The organism is Kitasatospora sp. NPDC057015, assembly GCF_042673745.1.
Classification (GTDB): Bacteria; Actinomycetota; Actinomycetes; order Streptomycetales; family Streptomycetaceae; genus Kitasatospora.
Genome location: NZ_JBHUSG010000002.1, coordinates 282,966 through 300,155, shown reverse-complemented (window position 1 = coordinate 300,155; position 17,190 = coordinate 282,966). Strand labels below are relative to the sequence as shown.

Genomic DNA, 17,190 nt, shown 5'->3' with positions numbered 1-17,190 from the left:
TGGGGGTGTGGGGCCTGCGGGGCCTGAGGGGAAGGGGGCGGCTTGGCATGGACAGTCATGGGAGCGCTCCCATAGCGTCGGATCCAGGCCGCCCGGTCGGTCGGTGCAGCGTCGTCCCGGGGCAGGTCAGTGGCATGGACGCGACGATCATGGCTCGAAAGCAGCCAGACCGGCCCGGGGCTCCGGGCCGGTCTGGCCGCCCCGCCCCGCACCGGGTGTCCGGCGCGGGGCGGGGCGAGTGCTGCGGGTAGCGCGCGGTGGTGCGGATGGGCGGGGTGCGTGGCGGGCGTGGTGTGCGCGGGGCAGGACGGACGGGTCGTGCGGCGGGCCGCCGTGCCGGTCAGCCCCGGAGGGCGAACGGGTCGGTGTTGAACCGGAGCGCGGGGGAGGCCTGCTCGGCCAGGGAGTGGGCCTGCTCGGGCCACCAGGCCCCGGCCGCCGGGTCGACGCCGCCGTACTCGGGGTCGGTGCCGCCCGCGGTGCCGCGGGTGCAACTGCCGTCGGACTCGCCCGGCACCTTGATCCACAGGTAGGCGTCGAGCAGCGGCGCGCCGGTGTCGGCGGTGGGGCGGGTGCCGAGGCCGCGGGCGGGCGGGTTGCACCAGGTCTGCGGGTCCGGGTACTGGGCGGTGGGCGTCCACGGGCCCTGGCCGTTGCGGCTGGAGTCGATGACGAAGTGCGGCAGTCGCGCGCCGGCGGGTACGTGCGCGGCGTACCAGGCGTCCGCGTCGGCCTGCGGCCAGTACTGGTTGGCGCAGTCGCCGGCGGCGGCGCCGGGCGTGTTGGCGAGGTACCAGGAGCAGCCGGCGACCTGGTTGCCGTACCGGACCAGGTCCGCGTCCCGCTGGTAGTTGGAGACGTTCAGGAAGAAGCCCCGGGCCCGCTGGACCCCGCCGGCGTTGAGCAGTTCGGCCATGGTGCCGACGTTCTGCCAGGAGCTGTGGCCACCGTCCAGGTAGACCAGTGCTCCGCTCTGCTGCTCCAGCCGGTCCACCGCGGCGTTGGTCTCGGCCAGCCGGTCGGCCTGCTGCTGCGCGGTGCCGCCGCAGAACGCGGGGCTCAGCGCGAGGCCGTCGGGCTCCAGGACGACGACCGTCCGGCGCTGCCCGATGCCCCGGGCGAGGGCGTCCACCCAGGCCGCGTACTGGGCGGAGTCGGCGGCGCCGCCGGCCGAGTACTGCGAGCAGTCCCGGCCGGGGACGTTGTAGGCCACCGCCACCGCGGTCTGCCGTTGCCGGGCGGCCTTCGCCTGGAGCGCGGCCATGTCGCGGGTGGTCTGCGCGGGGTCGGCGGTGCCGGTGAACCACTGGGCGACCGGCCAGCTCGCCAGCTTCGCCATCGCCACCGCCCCGGCGGCGTCGCCGGCCTTGAGGTCGGTGACCGCCTGGCGGGCGGCCTTGCTGGCCGGCTCGATGAAGAAGTGCGTGTCGGCGGGGAGGGTGCGGGCGCCGGCCGGGGCGGCCTGGGTCGCGGTCGGCGCGGGGGCCGCAACCGAAGGCCCGGCGGACAGCGCGAGTGTTGCGGTCACGGCGAGCGTCGCGGTCGCGGCGAGTGCCGCTCGCCTGGTGCGGGCGTTGCGCATGGCGGGAACTCCCTCTGGTCGGGTGGGTCGGCCCGGGGCGGGTCCGTGCCGGCTCGGGTCCCGGGGCACGGCGGGTCCGGGGGCGGCCGTGCCGGTCCGGGCCCGCGGACGCGGGGTCGCGATCCGGTGCCGCCGGCGCCCGGGCCACGTGGTGGCCCGGGTGGGTCGGGCGGGCCTTCAGAGGCCCTGCCGGTCGGGGTGGCCGGCCGGTGACTGCTGCGCCGTACGAGAGGATCGCCCCGGCCTGGGAGCGCTCCCAGATGCCGGGGCGGCCGGTCCCCGCAGAGGTGGGTGGGGGCAGGGGACCGCCACACATGAAGTCAGAGTCCCCCCGGGGGCGTCAAGACTTCTCACCGGGTTCACCTTGTGAAGCATCGTCAGGCCGGTAGGCCCGCCCAGGCGCCGCCAGGGCCCGAGTGTTTCAAATCTCTGAAGGATTGTTCGACAGTTCGACGCTTCGGCGGGGTCGTCGGAGCCGTTGCAGGCCAATTCGGCGCCCCGGGCGGGGTTCGGCGACCGGCCGAACCCCGCTTTTCGGGCGCCCGGCGCCGCCCGGCCCGGTCATGGGCGCCCGGGTGACGCCGCTCGCCGACCGGTCGCCGTGAGCCCCGCCCGGACGGTGCGCGGTCACGTCCGGCGGTCCGCCTGCGGCCGGTCGGCGGCCCCCTGGTGCCCGCCGGAGGGCCCGTCCGCCCCGCCCGCCCGGATCGGTGCCCGGCGGGCGCCCATGGAGGTTCCACGGTCGTCCCATGGGCCTCCCACGCTCTCCCACGGTCCTCCCACGGCTGCCGGCCGCTGCCCGCCGGCGGTCGGCCGGGCCGCGCGGTCGGGTCGAGCCCCGGCTGTCGCCACCCGGCCGCGCCGGGGTGCGCCGGCCCGGCCCCGGTTGCCCGGTGGACGCCGGCCCCGGCCGCCCGTACCGGCTCCCAACTGGGGGAATGTCCGGAGCCCGATCCGCCGTGCGGTCCGCCCCGCCGGCCGGACTCCGGTGACGGGCCGGACATCGACAGGACACGCTCCGGTAACGGGTTGGACTTCATGTCTTGACACGCCTGCCGGACGGGAAGCAACCTTTCGGCAGACGCATGGGAGCGCTCCCACATCGAGGGAGCGAATGCCAGGCGTCGGTACCACCCCAAGGTCGCTGTTCCCCGGCCGGTCCCCGGCTCCCCCCGACATCGCTTCCGCCCCATTCCCGAGACGCACCGCCGCCTCTCGGACCAAGGAGATGGACATGCGCACGTCCCGTGCCACCCGCACCACCCGCTCGCGTCGGGCCGCACTGCTCGTCACCACCGTGCTGAGTGCCACGGCGCTGCTGGCCACCGGCTGCTCCAGCAGCGGTTCGAGCAGCTCCCAGGCTGCCGACCCGAACGAGAAGATCACTCTCACCGTGGGCGACTTCGGGACGTTCGGCTTCAAGGAGGCCGGCCTGTTCGACGCGTACACCGCGCTGCACCCGAACATCACCATCAAGGAGAACACCACCACCCAGGAGGCGGACTACTGGACCGCCGTCCAGACCCACCTCGCGGCGGGCAGCGGCCTCGACGACGTCCAGGCGCTGGAGGTCGGCCGCATCGCGCTGGCCACCTCCGACGCGCTGAGCGGCTCCTTCCAGGACCTCTCCAAGGCGCCGGGGATCAAGAAGGACGACTACCTCCCCTGGAAGTGGCAGCAGGGCACCACCGCGAGCGGCAAGACCATCGGCCTGGGCACCGACGTCGGCCCGATGGCGGTCTGCTACCGCCAGGACCTCTTCCAGGCCGCCGGCCTGCCCGCCGACCCGGCCGCGGTCAGCGCCCTGTGGGCCGGTGACTGGGCGAAGTACGTCGAGGTCGGCAAGCAGTTCCAGGCGAAGGCCGCCAAGGGCACCTTCTTCATGGACTCCGCCACCGGCCTGTTCAACGCCACGGTCTCCAGCAGCACCGAGCAGTACTACAAGAACGGCAAGCTCAACTACAAGGACTCGGCGAGCGTCAAGACCGCCTGGGACCTCGCCATGAAGGCCGACGCCGCCGGCACCTCGCAGGGCCTCAAGGAGTTCGACCCGACCTGGCAGACCGCGTTCACGCAGTCCACCTTCGCCACCACCATCTGCCCGTCCTGGCAGCAGGCGAACATCGAGAAGTACTCCGGCCCGGCCAACGCCGGCAAGTGGAACGTCGCCCAGGCGCCCGCCGCCGGCAACTGGGGCGGCTCGTTCCTGGCCGTCCCGAGCTCCGGCAAGCACGTGGCCGCCGCCCAGGACCTGGTGGCCTGGCTGAGCGCCCCCGAGCAGCAGGCCAAGGTCTTCCAGAAGGTCGGCAACATCCCGTCCAACCAGAACGCCTACTCCCTGCCCGGGGTCACCGACTTCAAGAACCCCTACATCGGCCCGAACGCGCCGACCGGCCAGATCTTCTCCACCGCGGCCAAGGCGATCAAGCCCGCCGAGACCGGCGTCAAGGCCGGTGACCTGCAGAACGCCTTCAGCAACGGCATCCTGCTGGTCGAGCAGAACGGCAAGAGCGCCGGCGACGCCTGGAACGAGACCGTCAAGCAGATCGACAGCACCATCCAGTAGCCGGCCGGCGGGGGCCGCCCGGTCAGTGCACCGGGCGGCCCCCGCCCGCCCCATCCGACGTCCATCGGCGTCCCGTCCGAGCGCCGGCGCCGCCGCACACCCGTGACGGCGTCCGAGGCCCCGAAGACCGGCGGAATCCCACTGGCCCTCGCCAGTGGGCCGAAGGCAGCAATCCACGGAAGGAAGCCACACGTGGCCACCTCCATCAGTGCCCGCGGGAGCGATCCGGGCTCCGCGACGCCAGACCGACCCCACCCCGTACCGCCGAAGGACGATCGCCGCCAGGTGTGGCGCAGCCGCCTGTACCGCTGGGACACCAAGGGCTCGCCCTACGCGTTCGTGTCGCCGTTCTTCCTGGTCTTCGCGGCGTTCGGGCTCTTCCCCCTGCTCTACACCGGCTGGCTGTCGCTGCACCAGGTGAGCCTCTACAACGTCGACCAGGCGCAGTGGGTGGGGCTGAAGAACTACACCGACCTGTTCACCGGGCCGCCCAGCCACTTCTTCTGGAACGCGCTCGGCAACACGATCACCCTCGGCGTCCTGTCGACCGTGCCGCAGCTGATGATCGCCATCGGCCTGGCCCACCTGCTCAACTACAAGCTGCGCGGCAGCTCGTTCTTCCGCACCGCGCTGCTGGCGCCCTACGCGACCTCGGTCGCCGCCGCCACCCTGGTGTTCGCGCTGATCTTCAGCCCGGAGAGCGGGATGGCCAACTGGTTCCTCGGCCTGTTCGGCATGGACCCGGTGGCCTGGGAGGCCGGCAACTGGACCTCCCAGCTCGCGATCTCACTGATCGTCACCTGGCGTTGGACGGGCTACAACGCGCTGATCTACCTCGCCGCCATGCAGGCGGTCCCCGGCGACCTGTACGAGGCCGCCGCGCTGGACGGCGCCAGCCGCTGGAAGCAGTTCCTGCACGTGACGGTGCCCGCGCTGCGGCCGACCATCCTGTTCACGGTGGTCGTCTCGACCATCGGCGCCACCCAACTCTTCGGCGAGCCCTTCCTGTTCGGCGGCCAGAGCGGCCACCAGGGCGGCACCGCGCACCAGTACGAGACCCTCGGGGTCTTCATGTACGACCAGGGATTCCGCAACAGCATGCTCGGCCGGGCCTCCGCCATCGCCTGGACGATGTTCGCCCTGCTGCTGCTGATCGGCCTCGTCAACGCCCTGATCGCCCGCCGCCTGCGCAAGTCGCAGTGAGAGGAGGAACCATGACCGCCGTACACCCGGCCGCTCCGGTCCGCACCGCGGACAAGGACGCCCAGGCCCAGGCGCCACGGCGCCGCCTCCGCTCGATCCGGACCGCCGCCGGCCGCCAGCACCACGCCGGCCCGCTCACCTACGCGGTGCTCGTCCTGGTCGCGCTCGCCTCGCTGTTCCCGCTGTACTGGACGCTGGTCGCGGCCTCCACCGACGCGCACGCGGTGGTCTCCACCCCGCCGCCGCTGGTGCCGGGCGGCAACCTGTTCAAGAACCTGTCCTACGTCTGGCACAACGCCGGCGGCCGGGGCATGGGCGTGGCGCTGCTCAACTCCACCCTGGTGGCGGGCTCCGTGACGATCGGCACGGTCAGCTTCTCGCTGCTGGCCGGCTTCGCCTTCGCCAAGCTCCAGTTCCCCGGCCGGGGCGCGATGATGGGCCTGGTGATCGCCACCCTCGCGGTGCCGGCCCAGCTGAGCGTGGTGCCGCTGTTCATCCTGATGAAGAACCTGGGCCAGGGCAACCACCTGAGCGCGCTGATCCTGCCCTCGCTGGTGACCGCCTTCGGTGTCTTCTTCATGCGCCAGTTCCTGGTCCAGGCGCTCCCCTCGGAGCTGCTGGAGGCCGCCCGGATGGACGGCGCCAACTCGCTGCGGGTGGTGTGGCACGTCGTGGTGCCGATCGCCCGCCCGGCGATGGCGGTGCTCGGTATGCTGACGTTCGTCCAGTCCTGGAACGACTTCCTGTGGCCGATCATCGCGATGAACGGCTCCTCCAACCCGACCGTGCAGGTAGCCCTCGCCGGCCTCGGCACCGGCTGGTCCACCGACTGGTCGATCATCATGGCCGGCGCCCTCATCGGCACGCTTCCCCTGCTCCTCGTCTTCGTCCTGTTCGGCAAGCACATCGTCGGCGGGATCACCCAGGGCGCCGTCAAGGGCTGAAGCCCGGCGCCCGCGGCCGCGCGGGGCCGGTGGCTCCTCCGCCACCGGCCCGCCCGTCCCACCCTCCCCGCCGTCTGTTCCCTCGCACCTCTGGAGCGTCCCCCGATGACCCCCGTGTCCTCATCCGCCCCGCACCGCCCGATCGAAACCCCGGCCCAGGAAAGCCGGTTGACCTTCCCCAGCGGCTTCCTGTGGGGCTCCGCCACGGCCGCCTACCAGATCGAGGGCGCCGCCGCGGAGGATGGCCGCACCCCGTCCATCTGGGACACCTTCAGCCACACCCCCGGCAAGACGCATCAGGGCGACACCGGCGACGTGGCCACCGACCACTACCACCGGTTCCGTGAAGACGTCGCGCTGATGGCCGAGTTGGGCCTCAAGGCCTACCGCTTCTCGATCTCCTGGCCCCGGGTGCAGCCGACCGGCCGCGGCCCGGCGGTGGAGCGCGGCCTGGACTTCTACCGCGCCCTGGTGGACGAGCTGCTGGCGGCCGGCATCGAGCCGGTGGCCACCCTCTACCACTGGGACCTCCCGCAGGACCTGGAGGACCTGGGCGGCTGGACGGTCCGCGAGACCGCCGAGCGCTTCGGCGAGTACGCCGCCATCGCCGCCCGCGCGCTGGGCGACAAGGTGAAGTTCTGGACCACCCTCAACGAGCCCTGGTGCAGCGCCTTCCTCGGCTACGGCTCCGGCGTGCACGCGCCCGGCCGGACCGACCCCGCCGAGGCCCTGCGCGCCGCCCACCACCTGAACCTGGCCCACGGCCGGGCGGTGGCCGCCCTGCGCGCCGAGCTGCCCGCCGACGCCAAGGTGTCCGTCACGCTGAACCTGCACCAGGTCCGCGCCCTGACCGGCTCCCCGGCGGACGTCGACGCCGCCCGGCGGATCGACGCCGTCGGCAACCGGGTCTTCACCGGCCCGATCCTGGAGGGCGGTTACCCGGCCGACCTGCGCGCCGACACCGCCCACCTGGTCGACTGGGACACCCTGGTGCACCCCGGCGACGAGGCCGCGATCGCCGCGCCCATCGACGTCCTCGGCATCAACTACTACAGCCCGACGCTGGTCTCGGCTCCGGCCGAGGGCGAGGAGCTCGCGCCCGGCGAGGCGGCGAAGAACGACGCCCACGGTGCCAGCGACCACTCGCCCTGGCCCGGCTCCGAGCAGGTGGTCTTCCACCTGCCGCCCGGCGAGCTCACCGCGATGAACTGGGCGATCGACCCGAGCGGGCTGTACGACCTGATCACCGACGTCTCCCGGCGCCACCCCGGCCTGCCGCTGATGATCACCGAGAACGGCGCTGCCTTCGAGGACACCGTCACCCCCGAGGGCGAGGTGCTCGACCCCCGGCGGATCGACTACGTCCACCGCCACCTGGCCGCCGTGCACCGGGCCATCGCCGACGGCGCCGACGTCCGGGGCTACTTCCTGTGGTCCCTGCTGGACAACTTCGAGTGGTCGTACGGCTACAGCCGGCGCTTCGGCGCCGTCTACGTCGACTACGCCACCCAGCTCCGGATCCCCAAGGCCAGCGCCCGCTGGTACGCGCGGTCCGTGCGGAGCAACTCGATCCCCCCGGTGGACGACCTGTCCTGACACGGGCCGCCACCGGGACGGCGGCGGGAGCGCTGGGGACGCCGCTCCCGCCGCGGGCCGGGCACGACAGCCGAGGGTCTGCCGTGTCCGGCTCTCCGGCGTCCGCCACCCGCCGGTGCAGCCCCCCGGGCACCGGCGGGTGGCGGACGCCGCCGCAGTCGATCGGGCACCGATGCACAATCAGGTACCGACGGACGAACCGGCACCGACGGACGACCAGGCACCGATCGAGAGGACGACCGATGGACCACGCGAGACCGTCGATCCGCCCGTACCGCGCAACCGACCGCGCGGCGGTCTACGACATCTGCGTGCGCACCGCCGAGGCCGGCGGTGACGCCCGCGGCCTGTACCGGGACGAGCAGGTGCTCCCGGACAACTTCGCCGGGCCCTACCTGGAGCTCGAACCCGACCTCGCCTTCGTCCTGGACGACGGCCGGGGCGCCGCCGTCGGGTACGTCATAGGCACCTCCGACACGTCCCGCTTCGTCGCCGACTTCCGCGAGCGCTGGCTGCCCGCGGTCGGCCGCCGCTACCCGGCGCCGGAGGGCGAGCCGGCGGACGGCGACGAGCTGATGGCGATGCTGCTGCACACCCCCGAGCGGATGATCGTGCCCGCCCTCGCCGCGTACCCGGCGCACCTGCACATCGACCTGCTGCCGGAGTTCCAGGGGCGCGGCTTCGGCCGGCAGCTGATGGACCGGCTGCTCGCCGCCCTGCATCGGGCCGGCGCCGGGCAGGTCCACCTCGGGATGCTCAGCGTCAACACCGGCGCCCGGGCGTTCTACGACCGCCTCGGCTTCCACGTCGTCCCGGTGCCCGACCCGGGCCCGCTGACCTACCTGGGCCGCTCCACCGCGCCCTGAACCGGCAGCCCCGGCACCTCGCCACCCCGGCACCTCGCCACCCCGGCACCTCGCCACCGGCCCGGTCCGGCCCGTACCGTCGGGCCGGCCGGCCCCTGGGCCGTTCGGGCGACGGTGGCTGCCCCGGCCCGCCCGGCCCGCCCGGCCCGCCCGGCCCGCGCGGCGCGCGACGACCGCTCCCGCGACGGTCACCGCGGCTCCCGCCGTCGCTCCCGGTCAGGGCCCCCGCCGGCCGGTAGGGTCCCGTCCCATGACGACGGAGCCGGCCCCATGACGACCGACCCTGCGCCGGGCCCCGACCCGGCCCGGGATCCGGGCCCCGCCGCGGACCGCCACGAGACCGCCGACGAGCGGGCCGACCGGAACCTGGTCGAGCTCCTCCAGGAGCTGCGGGTCGTCCAGACCGGCGTGCAGATCGTCTTCGCCTTCCTGCTCGGCCTGGTGTTCACCAGCAGGTTCCCGCAGCTCAGCGACTACCAGACGGGTGTGTACCTCACGACCCTGCTGCTCACGGTGGTCGCCTCGGCCCTGCTCGCGACCCCGGTCGCCCTGCACCGCGGGCTGTTCCACCGGGGCGCCAAGCGCCGGATCGTCGCGCTGTCCTCCCGGGTGGCGGTGGGCGGCCTGTTCTTCCTGGCGCTGGCGCTCAGCGGCGCCGTCCTGCTCGTCACCGACCTGGTGCTCGGCCACGGGCCGGCGGCCGCGATCACCGCGGCCACCCTCCTGCTGTTCGCGGGGCTGTGGTTCCTGCTGCCCTGGCTGCTGCGCAGGCCCTGAGCCGGCAGCCGCCGCTCCCCCCGGCGCCGCGCGCGGGTTGCCGGTGCCCGCTCCGCTCGGGCAGGGTGGGCGGTGAGCGCGGACGGCCGCGACCGGCCCGGCGCGGCGACGGGAGGAGGGCGGCGGACGATGACCACGCGACCCGGGGGCGACCCGCGGGGCCGGATCGGCAAGGACACCCGGCTGTGCATGTCGCTGGCCGCCCGGCCGGGCGACTTCGGCACCAGGTTCCACAACTTCCTCTTCGCGGAGCTCGGCCTCGACTACGTCTACAAGGCCTTCACCACCACCGACCTGCCCGCCGCCATCGGGGGAGTGCGGGCGCTGGGCATCAGGGGCTGCGCGATCTCGATGCCGTTCAAGGAGGAGGTGATCGCCCTGGTGGACGAGCTCGACGCCTCGGCGGCCGCCCTCCGGTCCGTCAACACCGTCGTCAACGACGACGGGTTCCTGCGCGCGTACAACACCGACTACCTGGCCGTCGCCCAGCTGCTGGCCGCCCACCGGGTGCCGACGGACGCCACGGTCGCGGTCCGCGGCAGCGGCGGGATGGCCAGGGCGGTGGTCGGCGCGCTCGGCGACGCAGGGTACGGCTCGGGCACGGTGGTCGCGCGCAACGAGGCCGCCGGGCGCGCCCTGGCCGGGGAGTACGGCTACTCCTGGCGGTCGGACCCGGGCGGCCTGCGCGCGGACCTGGTCGTCAACGCCACGCCGATCGGCATGGCGGGTGGTCCGGAGGCGGCCGGACTCGCCTTCGACGCCGCCACCGTGGCGGCCGCCCGGACGGTCTTCGACGTGGTCGCGCTGCCGGTCGAGACGCCGCTGCTGCGCCTCGCCCGCGAGCTCGGCCGCGAGGTGGTCAGCGGGCACGAGGTGCTGGTCCGGCAGGGGCTGGAGCAGTTCGTCCGCTACACCGGGGTCCGCCCCGGGCGGGAGCTGGTCGAGCGCGCGGCGGACCAGGCCCGCGACTGACGCGGCGCCCGACCGTCCGGCGGCGGACGGTCGGGCGCCGGGCTGTTCGGGCACCGGGGTTCTGGCGTCCGGACGCGGATGGGGTGGGCCGCCGTCCTGGCGGGGCCCACCCCACCCGTCCCGCCCGCCGCTACCGGTCGGCCGGCCCGGCCACCCGGACGGCGGCGGTCAGCGGCAGCTCTCCGCAGGACGGCCCCGCGAGGACGGTGAAGGCGCCGGGCTCGCCGAGCCAGCGGCCGTCCGCCACCGACCAGTGCTGCAGGGCCCGCACGTCCACCGGCACGTCCACCTCCACCAGCTGCCCGGGCTCGGCGTGGACGGCGGCGAAGCCGGCCAGCCAGCGCACCGGCCGCTCCACCGCGCTGTCGGGCCGGGCCAGGTAGACCTGCACGACCTCGCGCGAGGCCCGCTCGCCGGTGTTGCGCAGCGTGACCCGGACGCCGAACCCGGCGCCCCGCGGGAGGAGTTCGGGCGCCTCCAGGGCGAGGTACTCCCAGGCGCCGTAGCCGAGCCCGTGCCCGAACCAGAACGCCGGACGGTCCCCGGCGCGCAGCCAGCCGCGGTAGCCGACGTGCAGCCCCTCGCGGTAGGCCAGCACGCCGTCCTGCGGCCGGGTGTCGAGCACCGGCGCGTCCCGCTCCTCGGCCGGCCAGCTGGTGGGCAGCCGCCCGCCGGGCTCGGCCCGGCCGAACAGGACGTCGGCCAGGCCGTCGCCGCCCTCCTGGCCGGGGAACCAGCCCAACAGCACCGCCGCCACCTCCGTTCGCCAGGGCATCAGCACCGGGCCGCCGGTGTTGACCACCACGACCGTGGCCGGGTTGACCGCGGCCACCGCCGAGACCAGGGCGTCCTGCTCGCCGGGGAGCCGGAGCGTGGTGCGGTCGAAGCCCTCGCTCTCGTGCTCGTCCGTGGTGCCGACCACCACGACCACCGCGTCGGCCCCGCGGGCGAGTTCGACCGCCTCGGCCAGTTCGGCGGCCGCGGTGGCCAGCGGCGGGTCGGCCGCCAGCACGAGCACCCGGCCGTGCTCGGCCTCGACCGTCCGGCGGGCCAGCAGCGTGACCTCCTGGTCGGCCGCCAGCTCCAGTTCGACCTGCCGGAACGAGGGCGTCACGTGCAGGTACGTCGGGTCGTCCGACTCCGGTGCCACGTACTCGTCGAGCAGGACGGCGCCGTCGGCCTCCAGCCGGATCCGGCCCAGCCCGACGACCCCGATCCGCCAGCGGCCGGCGCCGGGTGCGCGGAAGACGGTGGCGACCTCGACCGCCGCGAAGGAGTCGAGATCCGCGCCCTCCGAGGGTTCGAGGACCCGGCCGCTCGGCCGGTGCTCGGCGTGCAGCTCCCGGCCCTCGGCGTCCAGGTACCGGGCCAGCAGCCCGGGTTCACCGCTCTCCGGGTGCCGGCAGTCGGCCCGTTCCAGCGGTGTCGGACGCACCGCGGTGCGGACGCCGGCCGCGTGCTCGACCAGGACGCCCGCCGGCAGCGCGGCGCGGATGCCGTCCAGCGGCGAGACCACCGACGCCGGGAACACCGCCGAGCTGCCGCCGCCCAGGACGCGCGCGACGGCCGCGTTGGGGCCGATCACCGCCACCCGGCGCAGCGCGCCGGCGTCCAGCGGCAGCAGTCGGCCGCGGTTGCTGAGCAGGACGGCGCCCGCGGCGGCGGCCCGGCGCAGCAGCCCCCGGGTGCCGGGGTCGGTCGGGGTGGGCGCGGGGGGCGCCGGTGCGACGGGGTGCTCGGGCCCGTGGCCGAGCGCGCCCACCCGGGCGGCCAGCCGGAGCAGCCGGCGCACCTTGTCGTCGAGGGCGGCCCCGTCGACCTGCCCGGCCCGCACGGCCTCGGCCAGGGCGGCGGCCCAGTGCTCGTTCGGGCCGGGCATGGCCAGGTCGAGGGCGGCGGCCCCGGAGGGGGCGGTGTTGCGGACGGCGCCCCAGTCGGAGACCACCAGGCCGTCGAAGCCCCACTCGCCCTTCAGCGGTTCGGCGAGCAGCGAACTCTCGCTCATCGCTTCGCCGTTGACCCGGTTGTAGGCGGACATCACGGCCCACACCCCGGCCCGGACGGCGGCCTCGAAGGGCGCCAGGTAGACCTCGCGCAGGGTCCGCTCGTCCACCCGGGCGTCCAGGGTGAGGCGTTCGGTCTCGGAGTCGTTGGCGACGTAGTGCTTGGCGGTGGCCGCCACGCCGCCGCTCTGCACGCCCTCGATGTAGGCGGCGCCGACCCGGCCGGTGAGCAGCGGGTCCTCGGAGAAGCACTCGAAGTGCCGCCCGGCGAGCGGGGACCGGTGCAGGTTGAGGGTGGGGGCGAGCAGCATGTCGACGCCCTTGCGGCGGGCTTCGGAGGCGAGCAGGGCGCCGAGTTCGCGGACCAGCTCCTCGTCCCAGCTGGCGGCCATCGCGGTGACCGAGGGCAGGGCCAGGGCGGTGTCGGACTCGTCCCAGCGCTCGCCGCGCACGCCGACCGGGCCGTCGGAGGTGATGATCGGCCGCAGCCCCAGGGCGGGTTCGGCGCTGGTGCGGAAGACGCCGCCGCCGGAGACGAGCCGGGCCTTGCGGTCGAGGTCCAGGCCGGGGGCCGGGTCGGGTGCCGGGCGCGTCGGCGCGGGCGCGGCGGTGGTGTCGGCGGTGATGCGGATGTCGGTCATCCTTTGGTTGCTCCCTGCATGATTCCGTCGATGATCTGGCGTCCCATCAGCAGGAAGACCGCGATGACGGGCAGGCTGGCGACGAGCGCGCCGGTGAGGACGAGGGAGTAGTCCTTGATGTAGCCGCTGGCCAGTTCGGAGAGGGTGAGCTGGATGGTCGGGTTCTGCTGGGTCATCACGACCTTGGGCCAGTAGAAGTCGTTCCAGGTGGCCATGAAGGTGAGCATGCCGAGCACGCTCATCGCCGGGCGGGCGGTGGGCAGCACGATGTGCCGGACCAGGCCCCAGGTGGTGCAGCCGTCGATCCGGCCGGCGTCCAGGAGTTCGTCGGGCAGCGAGCTGACGATGTACTGGCGCATGAAGAACAGACCGAAGGCGTTGGCGGCGGCCGGCACGATCAGGGCCTGCAGGTGGTCCGCCCAGTGCAGCCAGTTGGCCATCATGATGTAGAGCGGGATGATGCCCAGCTGCGTCGGGACCATCATGGTCGCCACCACGCCGGCCAGCAGCGGCCGGCTGCCGCGGAACGGCAGCTTGGCGAAGGCGAAGCCGCCGAACGTCGAGGTGAGCACCACGCTCGCGGTGACCAGCGAGGAGACGATCAGCGAGTTCAGCAGGGCCAGGCCCATGTCGGTCTGCGCGAAGGCCTGGCCGATGTTGTGGAACAGGTTGCCGCCGGGCAGCAGGATCGGCGGCACGCTGTGGATGTCGGTGTTGGTGCGCGAGGCGGCGACCAGGGTCCAGTAGAGCGGGAACACCGAGAGCAGGACGGCGACCCCGAGGACGATGTACACGCCGCGCCCAGCGGCGAGTTGGCGGTTGCGGCTCATCAGGCGTCCAGCCCCTTCAGACGGCGGGCGGCGATCAGGTTGGCGACCACGATCAGGACGATCAGCAGGAACATCGCCCAGGAGACCGCCGCGCCGTAGCCGTACTTGAAGCGGCCCCAGAACTGGTTGTACGAGTACAGCGCCAGCGTCTGGAACTGGTGCTGGGAGCCGCCGGTGGTCGGGTCCTGCTGCTGCCCGAAGAGCATCGGCTCGCCGAACAGCTGGAGGGCTCCGATGGTGGAGACGATGACCGAGAACAGGATGGTCGGGCGCAGCATCGGGACGGTGATGGAGCGGAACTGCCGCCAGCGGCTGGCCCCGTCGATGGCGGCCGCCTCGTAGAGCTCGAACGGGACGGCCTGCATCGCGGCCAGGAAGATCAGCGCGTTGTAGCCCGTCCAGCGCCAGGTGACGATGGCGGAGATGGCGGCCCAGGAGGAGAGCGTGCCGGCCTGCCAGTCGATGTGGTCGACGCCGAACAGTCCGAGCGTCCAGTTGATCAGCCCGAAGTCGCGGCCGAAGAGCTGGACGAAGATCAGGGTGACGGCGGCGACCGAGGTGACGTTCGGCAGCAGCACGCCGAGCCGCAGCAGCGTCCGGCCGCGCATCCGGTAGTTCAGCAGGTGGGCCAGGCCGAGCGCGATCAGCAGCTGCGGCACGGTGGAGAGCACGCCGATCCCGACGGTGTTCTTCAGCGCGTTGAGGAAGAACGGGTCGTCCAGCAGCTTCCGGTAGTTCTCCAGGCCGACCCACTGCCCCTGGCTGCCCGGCACGTCGACCCGCCAGTTGGTCATCGACACGTACCCGGTGTAGAGCATCGGGAACAGCCCGAAGACCGCGAAGACCAGGAAGAACGGCGCGATGTAGAGGTAGGGCGAGACGGTGCGGTCGAGCCGGTGCCGACGGGGGGCCGCCACGGGCGCGCGGGCGGCCCGGGCGGGCCGGTCGGCGGAGACGGACGCAGCCATGAGGGTGAGCTCCTTGGAGGGTGGCGCGGTACCGGCGCGGTGTCAGATCCGCGCCGGTACCGCGGGTTCGGGCGGGGCGCGTCCGTCGACTCCCGCCGGGTGCGGTCGTCGGACACGCCCCCGGGGGCGGTGCCGGTCGGGGGCGGCGCCGCCCCTCACCGCCGGCCGGTGGGCCGGCGGTCGGGGGCGGGTGCTCAGCCGGTGATGTTGGCGACGTCGGCCAGGGCCTTCTTCCAGGCGCCCTCCGCGTCCGTCTTGCCCTGCTCGATCGAGGTGAGCGCGTTGCCGAGGGCGGTGCCGATCTCGGCGCCGTGCGCGCCGAGCGGCTGCGGCTTCAGGTCCTTGGCGGACTGGGAGAAGATCTTGCCGGTGGGCGCGTTGTTGAACAGCGGGTCGGTGTGGTTCGCGATGGCCGGCTGGCTCCACAGGGCCTGGTCGGAGGGGAAGTAGCCCTTCTCGGTGAAGAGCTTGGCCTCCTGCTCGGGTGCGGTGAGCCACTTGGCCAGCTCGGTGGCGGCCTTGGTGTGCTTGCCGGACTTGGGCACCGACAGGTAGGAGCCGCCCCAGTTGCCGCCGCCGCCGGGGATCCGCGCCATGTCCCAGGTGCCGCCGTCGGTGGGCGGGTTGGCCTTGAACTCGTAGCTCATCCAGGCCGGGCAGGCGACGGTGGCGAACTGGCTCTTCTGGAACCCGGTGTCCCAGGCCGGGGTGAAGGCCTGGATGCCGGCCGACTCGCCGTCCTTGATCGCGCCGGCGACCAGGTCGAAGGACTGCCGGACGGCGGGGTTCTCCGTCACCACCGTCTTGCCGGAGGCGTCGTAGAAGCCGGTGGGGGCCTGCGCGATGATGGCGCTGAACAGGTTGCCGCCGCTGTCGAACCAGCGGACGTCCTTGTTGGGGCTGTCCGTCAGGAACTTCTTTCCGGCGGTCGTGTACGCCTTCCAGTCGCCGAGCAGTGCCGAGACCTGGTCGCGGTCGGTGGGCAGGCCGGCGGCCTTGAAGAGGTCGCTGCGGTAGCAGAGCGCCATGCCGCCCATGTCGGTGCCGAGACCGAACAGCACCTTGCCGTCGGCGCTGGAGGCGGGCGCGGTCTTGGACGGCACCCACTGGCCGGCGTCCACGCCGTTCTCCAGGAAGTTCACGAACTTGCCCGCCTGGGCCTGGAATCCGGCGACCTGGCCGATCTCGATCGCCTCGACGTCGGCGGTGCCGGAACCGGCCAGCAGGTGGGCCTGCAGGTTCTGGTGGTGCGCGCCCATGTCGGCGCGGTTCTCCTTGATGGTGATGTTGGGGTGCTGCTGCTCGTACTGCTTGTAGAGGTCCGCGTACCCGAAGTCGGAGAACAGGTTGACGGTCAGGGTGATCTTCTCGTTGGGATCGTCCTGCGCCTGGCCGCCGCCGCTGCTGGAACAGCCGGCGACGGCCAGGATCGCGGTGAGGGCGGCGGCCGTGCCGAGGAGCCGGGTTCTCGGGCCGGTACGAGTGGTGGGCATGGTGACTCCTTGCGGGGACGGCGCTGGGCCTGACGGGTGGCGGAGGGGGAGCGGCTGAGCGGGAGAGCGCTCCGGTCCGGGGTGGTTCCGGGCGGGGAGGCCCGTGGGGGGTGGAGCAGAGCGGAGAGCGCTCTCCCATGGGGCTGGAGCCTGGCCCCTGGAATCGGCAAAGTCAAGGGTTCGCGTTCAACACCGGCCGGACGCTGCACCTTTGTCCCGAGGGCTGCGCTGCATTCCGATGCGCGCACAGGTCTTGACATGACCGAAACCTGGGCGCAACCATCTCAACCACTGCGAGAGCGCTCTCCCAGCGATGGGAGCCCGACCCAGGCCCAGCCTTCCGACCACCCCTCCCGGAACGGCTGAGGCCGACGGCCGGTGTTTCCGGTCCTCCCCCCACCGTCTCGTCAGGAGAGTCCCCCATGCTCGCACCACCCGCCCGGTCAGCAGTCGGCGCCGAACGTTCGTCACCCGGGTGGCGAGCGGTGGCCGCGACCCTCGCGGCAGCCCTGGTCGCGGCCCTGATGCTGTTCGTCCCGACGAGCAGCGCCCAGGCCGCGCCCGTTCTGCTGTCCCAGGGCAAGCCGGTGACGGCTTCCTCGGAGGAGAACTACGGCACGCCCGCCACCAACGCGGTGGACGGCAACACCGGCACCCGGTGGTCGAGCGCCAACACCGACCCGCAGTGGATCCAGGTCGACCTCGGCGCGCCCTCGGCCATCGGCCAGGTCGTGCTGAACTGGGAGTCC

The 17,190-nt window shown here is 73.5% G+C and carries 13 protein-coding genes; 8 read left to right on the top strand and 5 right to left on the bottom strand.

What is annotated here, in order from left to right; translation table 11 throughout:
- Positions 1-340: 340 nt before the first annotated feature.
- Positions 341-1,582, bottom strand: coding sequence for a glycoside hydrolase family 6 protein (locus ACFTWP_RS03015; protein ID WP_380262010.1), 1,242 nt, complete (start codon positions 1,580-1,582; stop codon positions 341-343).
- Between the two features lie 1,234 nt (positions 1,583-2,816).
- Between ACFTWP_RS03015 and ACFTWP_RS03010 the strand changes: the two genes are divergently transcribed.
- From ACFTWP_RS03010 to ACFTWP_RS02980, 7 genes are all read left to right on the top strand, one after another.
- Positions 2,817-4,148 carry an extracellular solute-binding protein gene (locus tag ACFTWP_RS03010; protein ID WP_380262008.1) on the top strand — a complete coding sequence of 444 codons (1,332 nt, stop codon included), beginning with the start codon at positions 2,817-2,819 and terminating at the stop codon, positions 4,146-4,148.
- Between the two features lie 204 nt (positions 4,149-4,352).
- Positions 4,353-5,351, top strand: coding sequence for a carbohydrate ABC transporter permease (locus tag ACFTWP_RS03005; protein WP_380262150.1), 999 nt, complete (start codon positions 4,353-4,355; stop codon positions 5,349-5,351).
- An 11-nt stretch (positions 5,352-5,362) separates the two neighbouring features.
- The gene (locus ACFTWP_RS03000) at positions 5,363-6,295 is read left to right on the top strand and encodes a carbohydrate ABC transporter permease (protein ID WP_380262006.1); all 933 of its coding nucleotides are present in this window, start codon (positions 5,363-5,365) and stop codon (positions 6,293-6,295) included.
- A 105-nt stretch (positions 6,296-6,400) separates the two neighbouring features.
- On the top strand, positions 6,401-7,891 hold the full coding sequence (locus ACFTWP_RS02995) for a glycoside hydrolase family 1 protein (protein ID WP_380262004.1): 1,491 nt from the start codon (positions 6,401-6,403) through the stop codon (positions 7,889-7,891).
- Positions 7,892-8,133: 242 nt separating this feature from the next.
- Positions 8,134-8,757 (top strand): GNAT family N-acetyltransferase, encoded by a 624-nt coding sequence (locus ACFTWP_RS02990; RefSeq protein ID WP_380262002.1) that lies wholly within the window; start codon positions 8,134-8,136, stop codon positions 8,755-8,757.
- Between the two features lie 270 nt (positions 8,758-9,027).
- Positions 9,028-9,534, top strand: coding sequence for a DUF6328 family protein (locus tag ACFTWP_RS02985; protein ID WP_380262000.1), 507 nt, complete (start codon positions 9,028-9,030; stop codon positions 9,532-9,534).
- Between the two features lie 129 nt (positions 9,535-9,663).
- Positions 9,664-10,506, top strand: coding sequence for a shikimate 5-dehydrogenase (locus tag ACFTWP_RS02980; protein WP_380261998.1), 843 nt, complete (start codon positions 9,664-9,666; stop codon positions 10,504-10,506).
- Between the two features lie 130 nt (positions 10,507-10,636).
- Here ACFTWP_RS02980 and ACFTWP_RS02975 read toward each other — a convergent pair whose 3' ends face one another.
- The 4 genes from ACFTWP_RS02975 to ACFTWP_RS02960 form a co-directional block, all read right to left on the bottom strand.
- Positions 10,637-13,150: a glycoside hydrolase family 3 C-terminal domain-containing protein gene (locus ACFTWP_RS02975; protein WP_380261996.1), complete on the bottom strand. Its 2,514-nt coding sequence runs from the start codon at positions 13,148-13,150 to the stop codon at positions 10,637-10,639.
- Entirely contained in the window at positions 13,147-13,980 is an 834-nt protein-coding gene (locus ACFTWP_RS02970) for a carbohydrate ABC transporter permease (RefSeq protein ID WP_380261994.1), read from the bottom strand. Before ACFTWP_RS02970 ends, ACFTWP_RS02975 begins: the two co-directional genes overlap by 4 nt.
- Positions 13,980-14,948: a carbohydrate ABC transporter permease gene (locus ACFTWP_RS02965; protein WP_380261992.1), complete on the bottom strand. Its 969-nt coding sequence runs from the start codon at positions 14,946-14,948 to the stop codon at positions 13,980-13,982. The genes ACFTWP_RS02970 and ACFTWP_RS02965 overlap by 1 nt, the downstream gene beginning before the upstream one ends.
- Positions 14,949-15,142: 194 nt before the next feature.
- Entirely contained in the window at positions 15,143-16,441 is a 1,299-nt protein-coding gene (locus ACFTWP_RS02960; RefSeq protein WP_380261990.1) for an extracellular solute-binding protein, read from the bottom strand.
- Between the two features lie 422 nt (positions 16,442-16,863).
- On the opposite strand from ACFTWP_RS02960, the gene ACFTWP_RS02955 reads away from it, so the two are divergent.
- The coding region (locus ACFTWP_RS02955; RefSeq protein WP_380261988.1) for a discoidin domain-containing protein at positions 16,864-17,190 on the top strand (327 nt) is incomplete at its 3' end.

Bases quoted from the DNA above. Each gene is read 5' to 3' on its own strand.
- ACFTWP_RS03015 (WP_380262010.1), bottom strand. From the start codon at position 1,582: ATGCGCAACGCCCGCACCAGGCGAGCGGCACTCGCCGCGACCGCGACG.
- ACFTWP_RS03010 (WP_380262008.1), top strand. From the start codon at position 2,817: ATGCGCACGTCCCGTGCCACCCGCACCACCCGCTCGCGTCGGGCCGCA.
- ACFTWP_RS03000 (WP_380262006.1), top strand. From the start codon at position 5,363: ATGACCGCCGTACACCCGGCCGCTCCGGTCCGCACCGCGGACAAGGAC.
- ACFTWP_RS02995 (WP_380262004.1), top strand. From the start codon at position 6,401: ATGACCCCCGTGTCCTCATCCGCCCCGCACCGCCCGATCGAAACCCCG.
- ACFTWP_RS02990 (WP_380262002.1), top strand. From the start codon at position 8,134: ATGGACCACGCGAGACCGTCGATCCGCCCGTACCGCGCAACCGACCGC.
- ACFTWP_RS02985 (WP_380262000.1), top strand. From the start codon at position 9,028: ATGACGACCGACCCTGCGCCGGGCCCCGACCCGGCCCGGGATCCGGGC.
- ACFTWP_RS02980 (WP_380261998.1), top strand. From the start codon at position 9,664: ATGACCACGCGACCCGGGGGCGACCCGCGGGGCCGGATCGGCAAGGAC.
- ACFTWP_RS02975 (WP_380261996.1), bottom strand. From the start codon at position 13,150: ATGACCGACATCCGCATCACCGCCGACACCACCGCCGCGCCCGCGCCG.
- ACFTWP_RS02970 (WP_380261994.1), bottom strand. From the start codon at position 13,980: ATGAGCCGCAACCGCCAACTCGCCGCTGGGCGCGGCGTGTACATCGTC.
- ACFTWP_RS02965 (WP_380261992.1), bottom strand. From the start codon at position 14,948: ATGGCTGCGTCCGTCTCCGCCGACCGGCCCGCCCGGGCCGCCCGCGCG.
- ACFTWP_RS02960 (WP_380261990.1), bottom strand. From the start codon at position 16,441: ATGCCCACCACTCGTACCGGCCCGAGAACCCGGCTCCTCGGCACGGCC.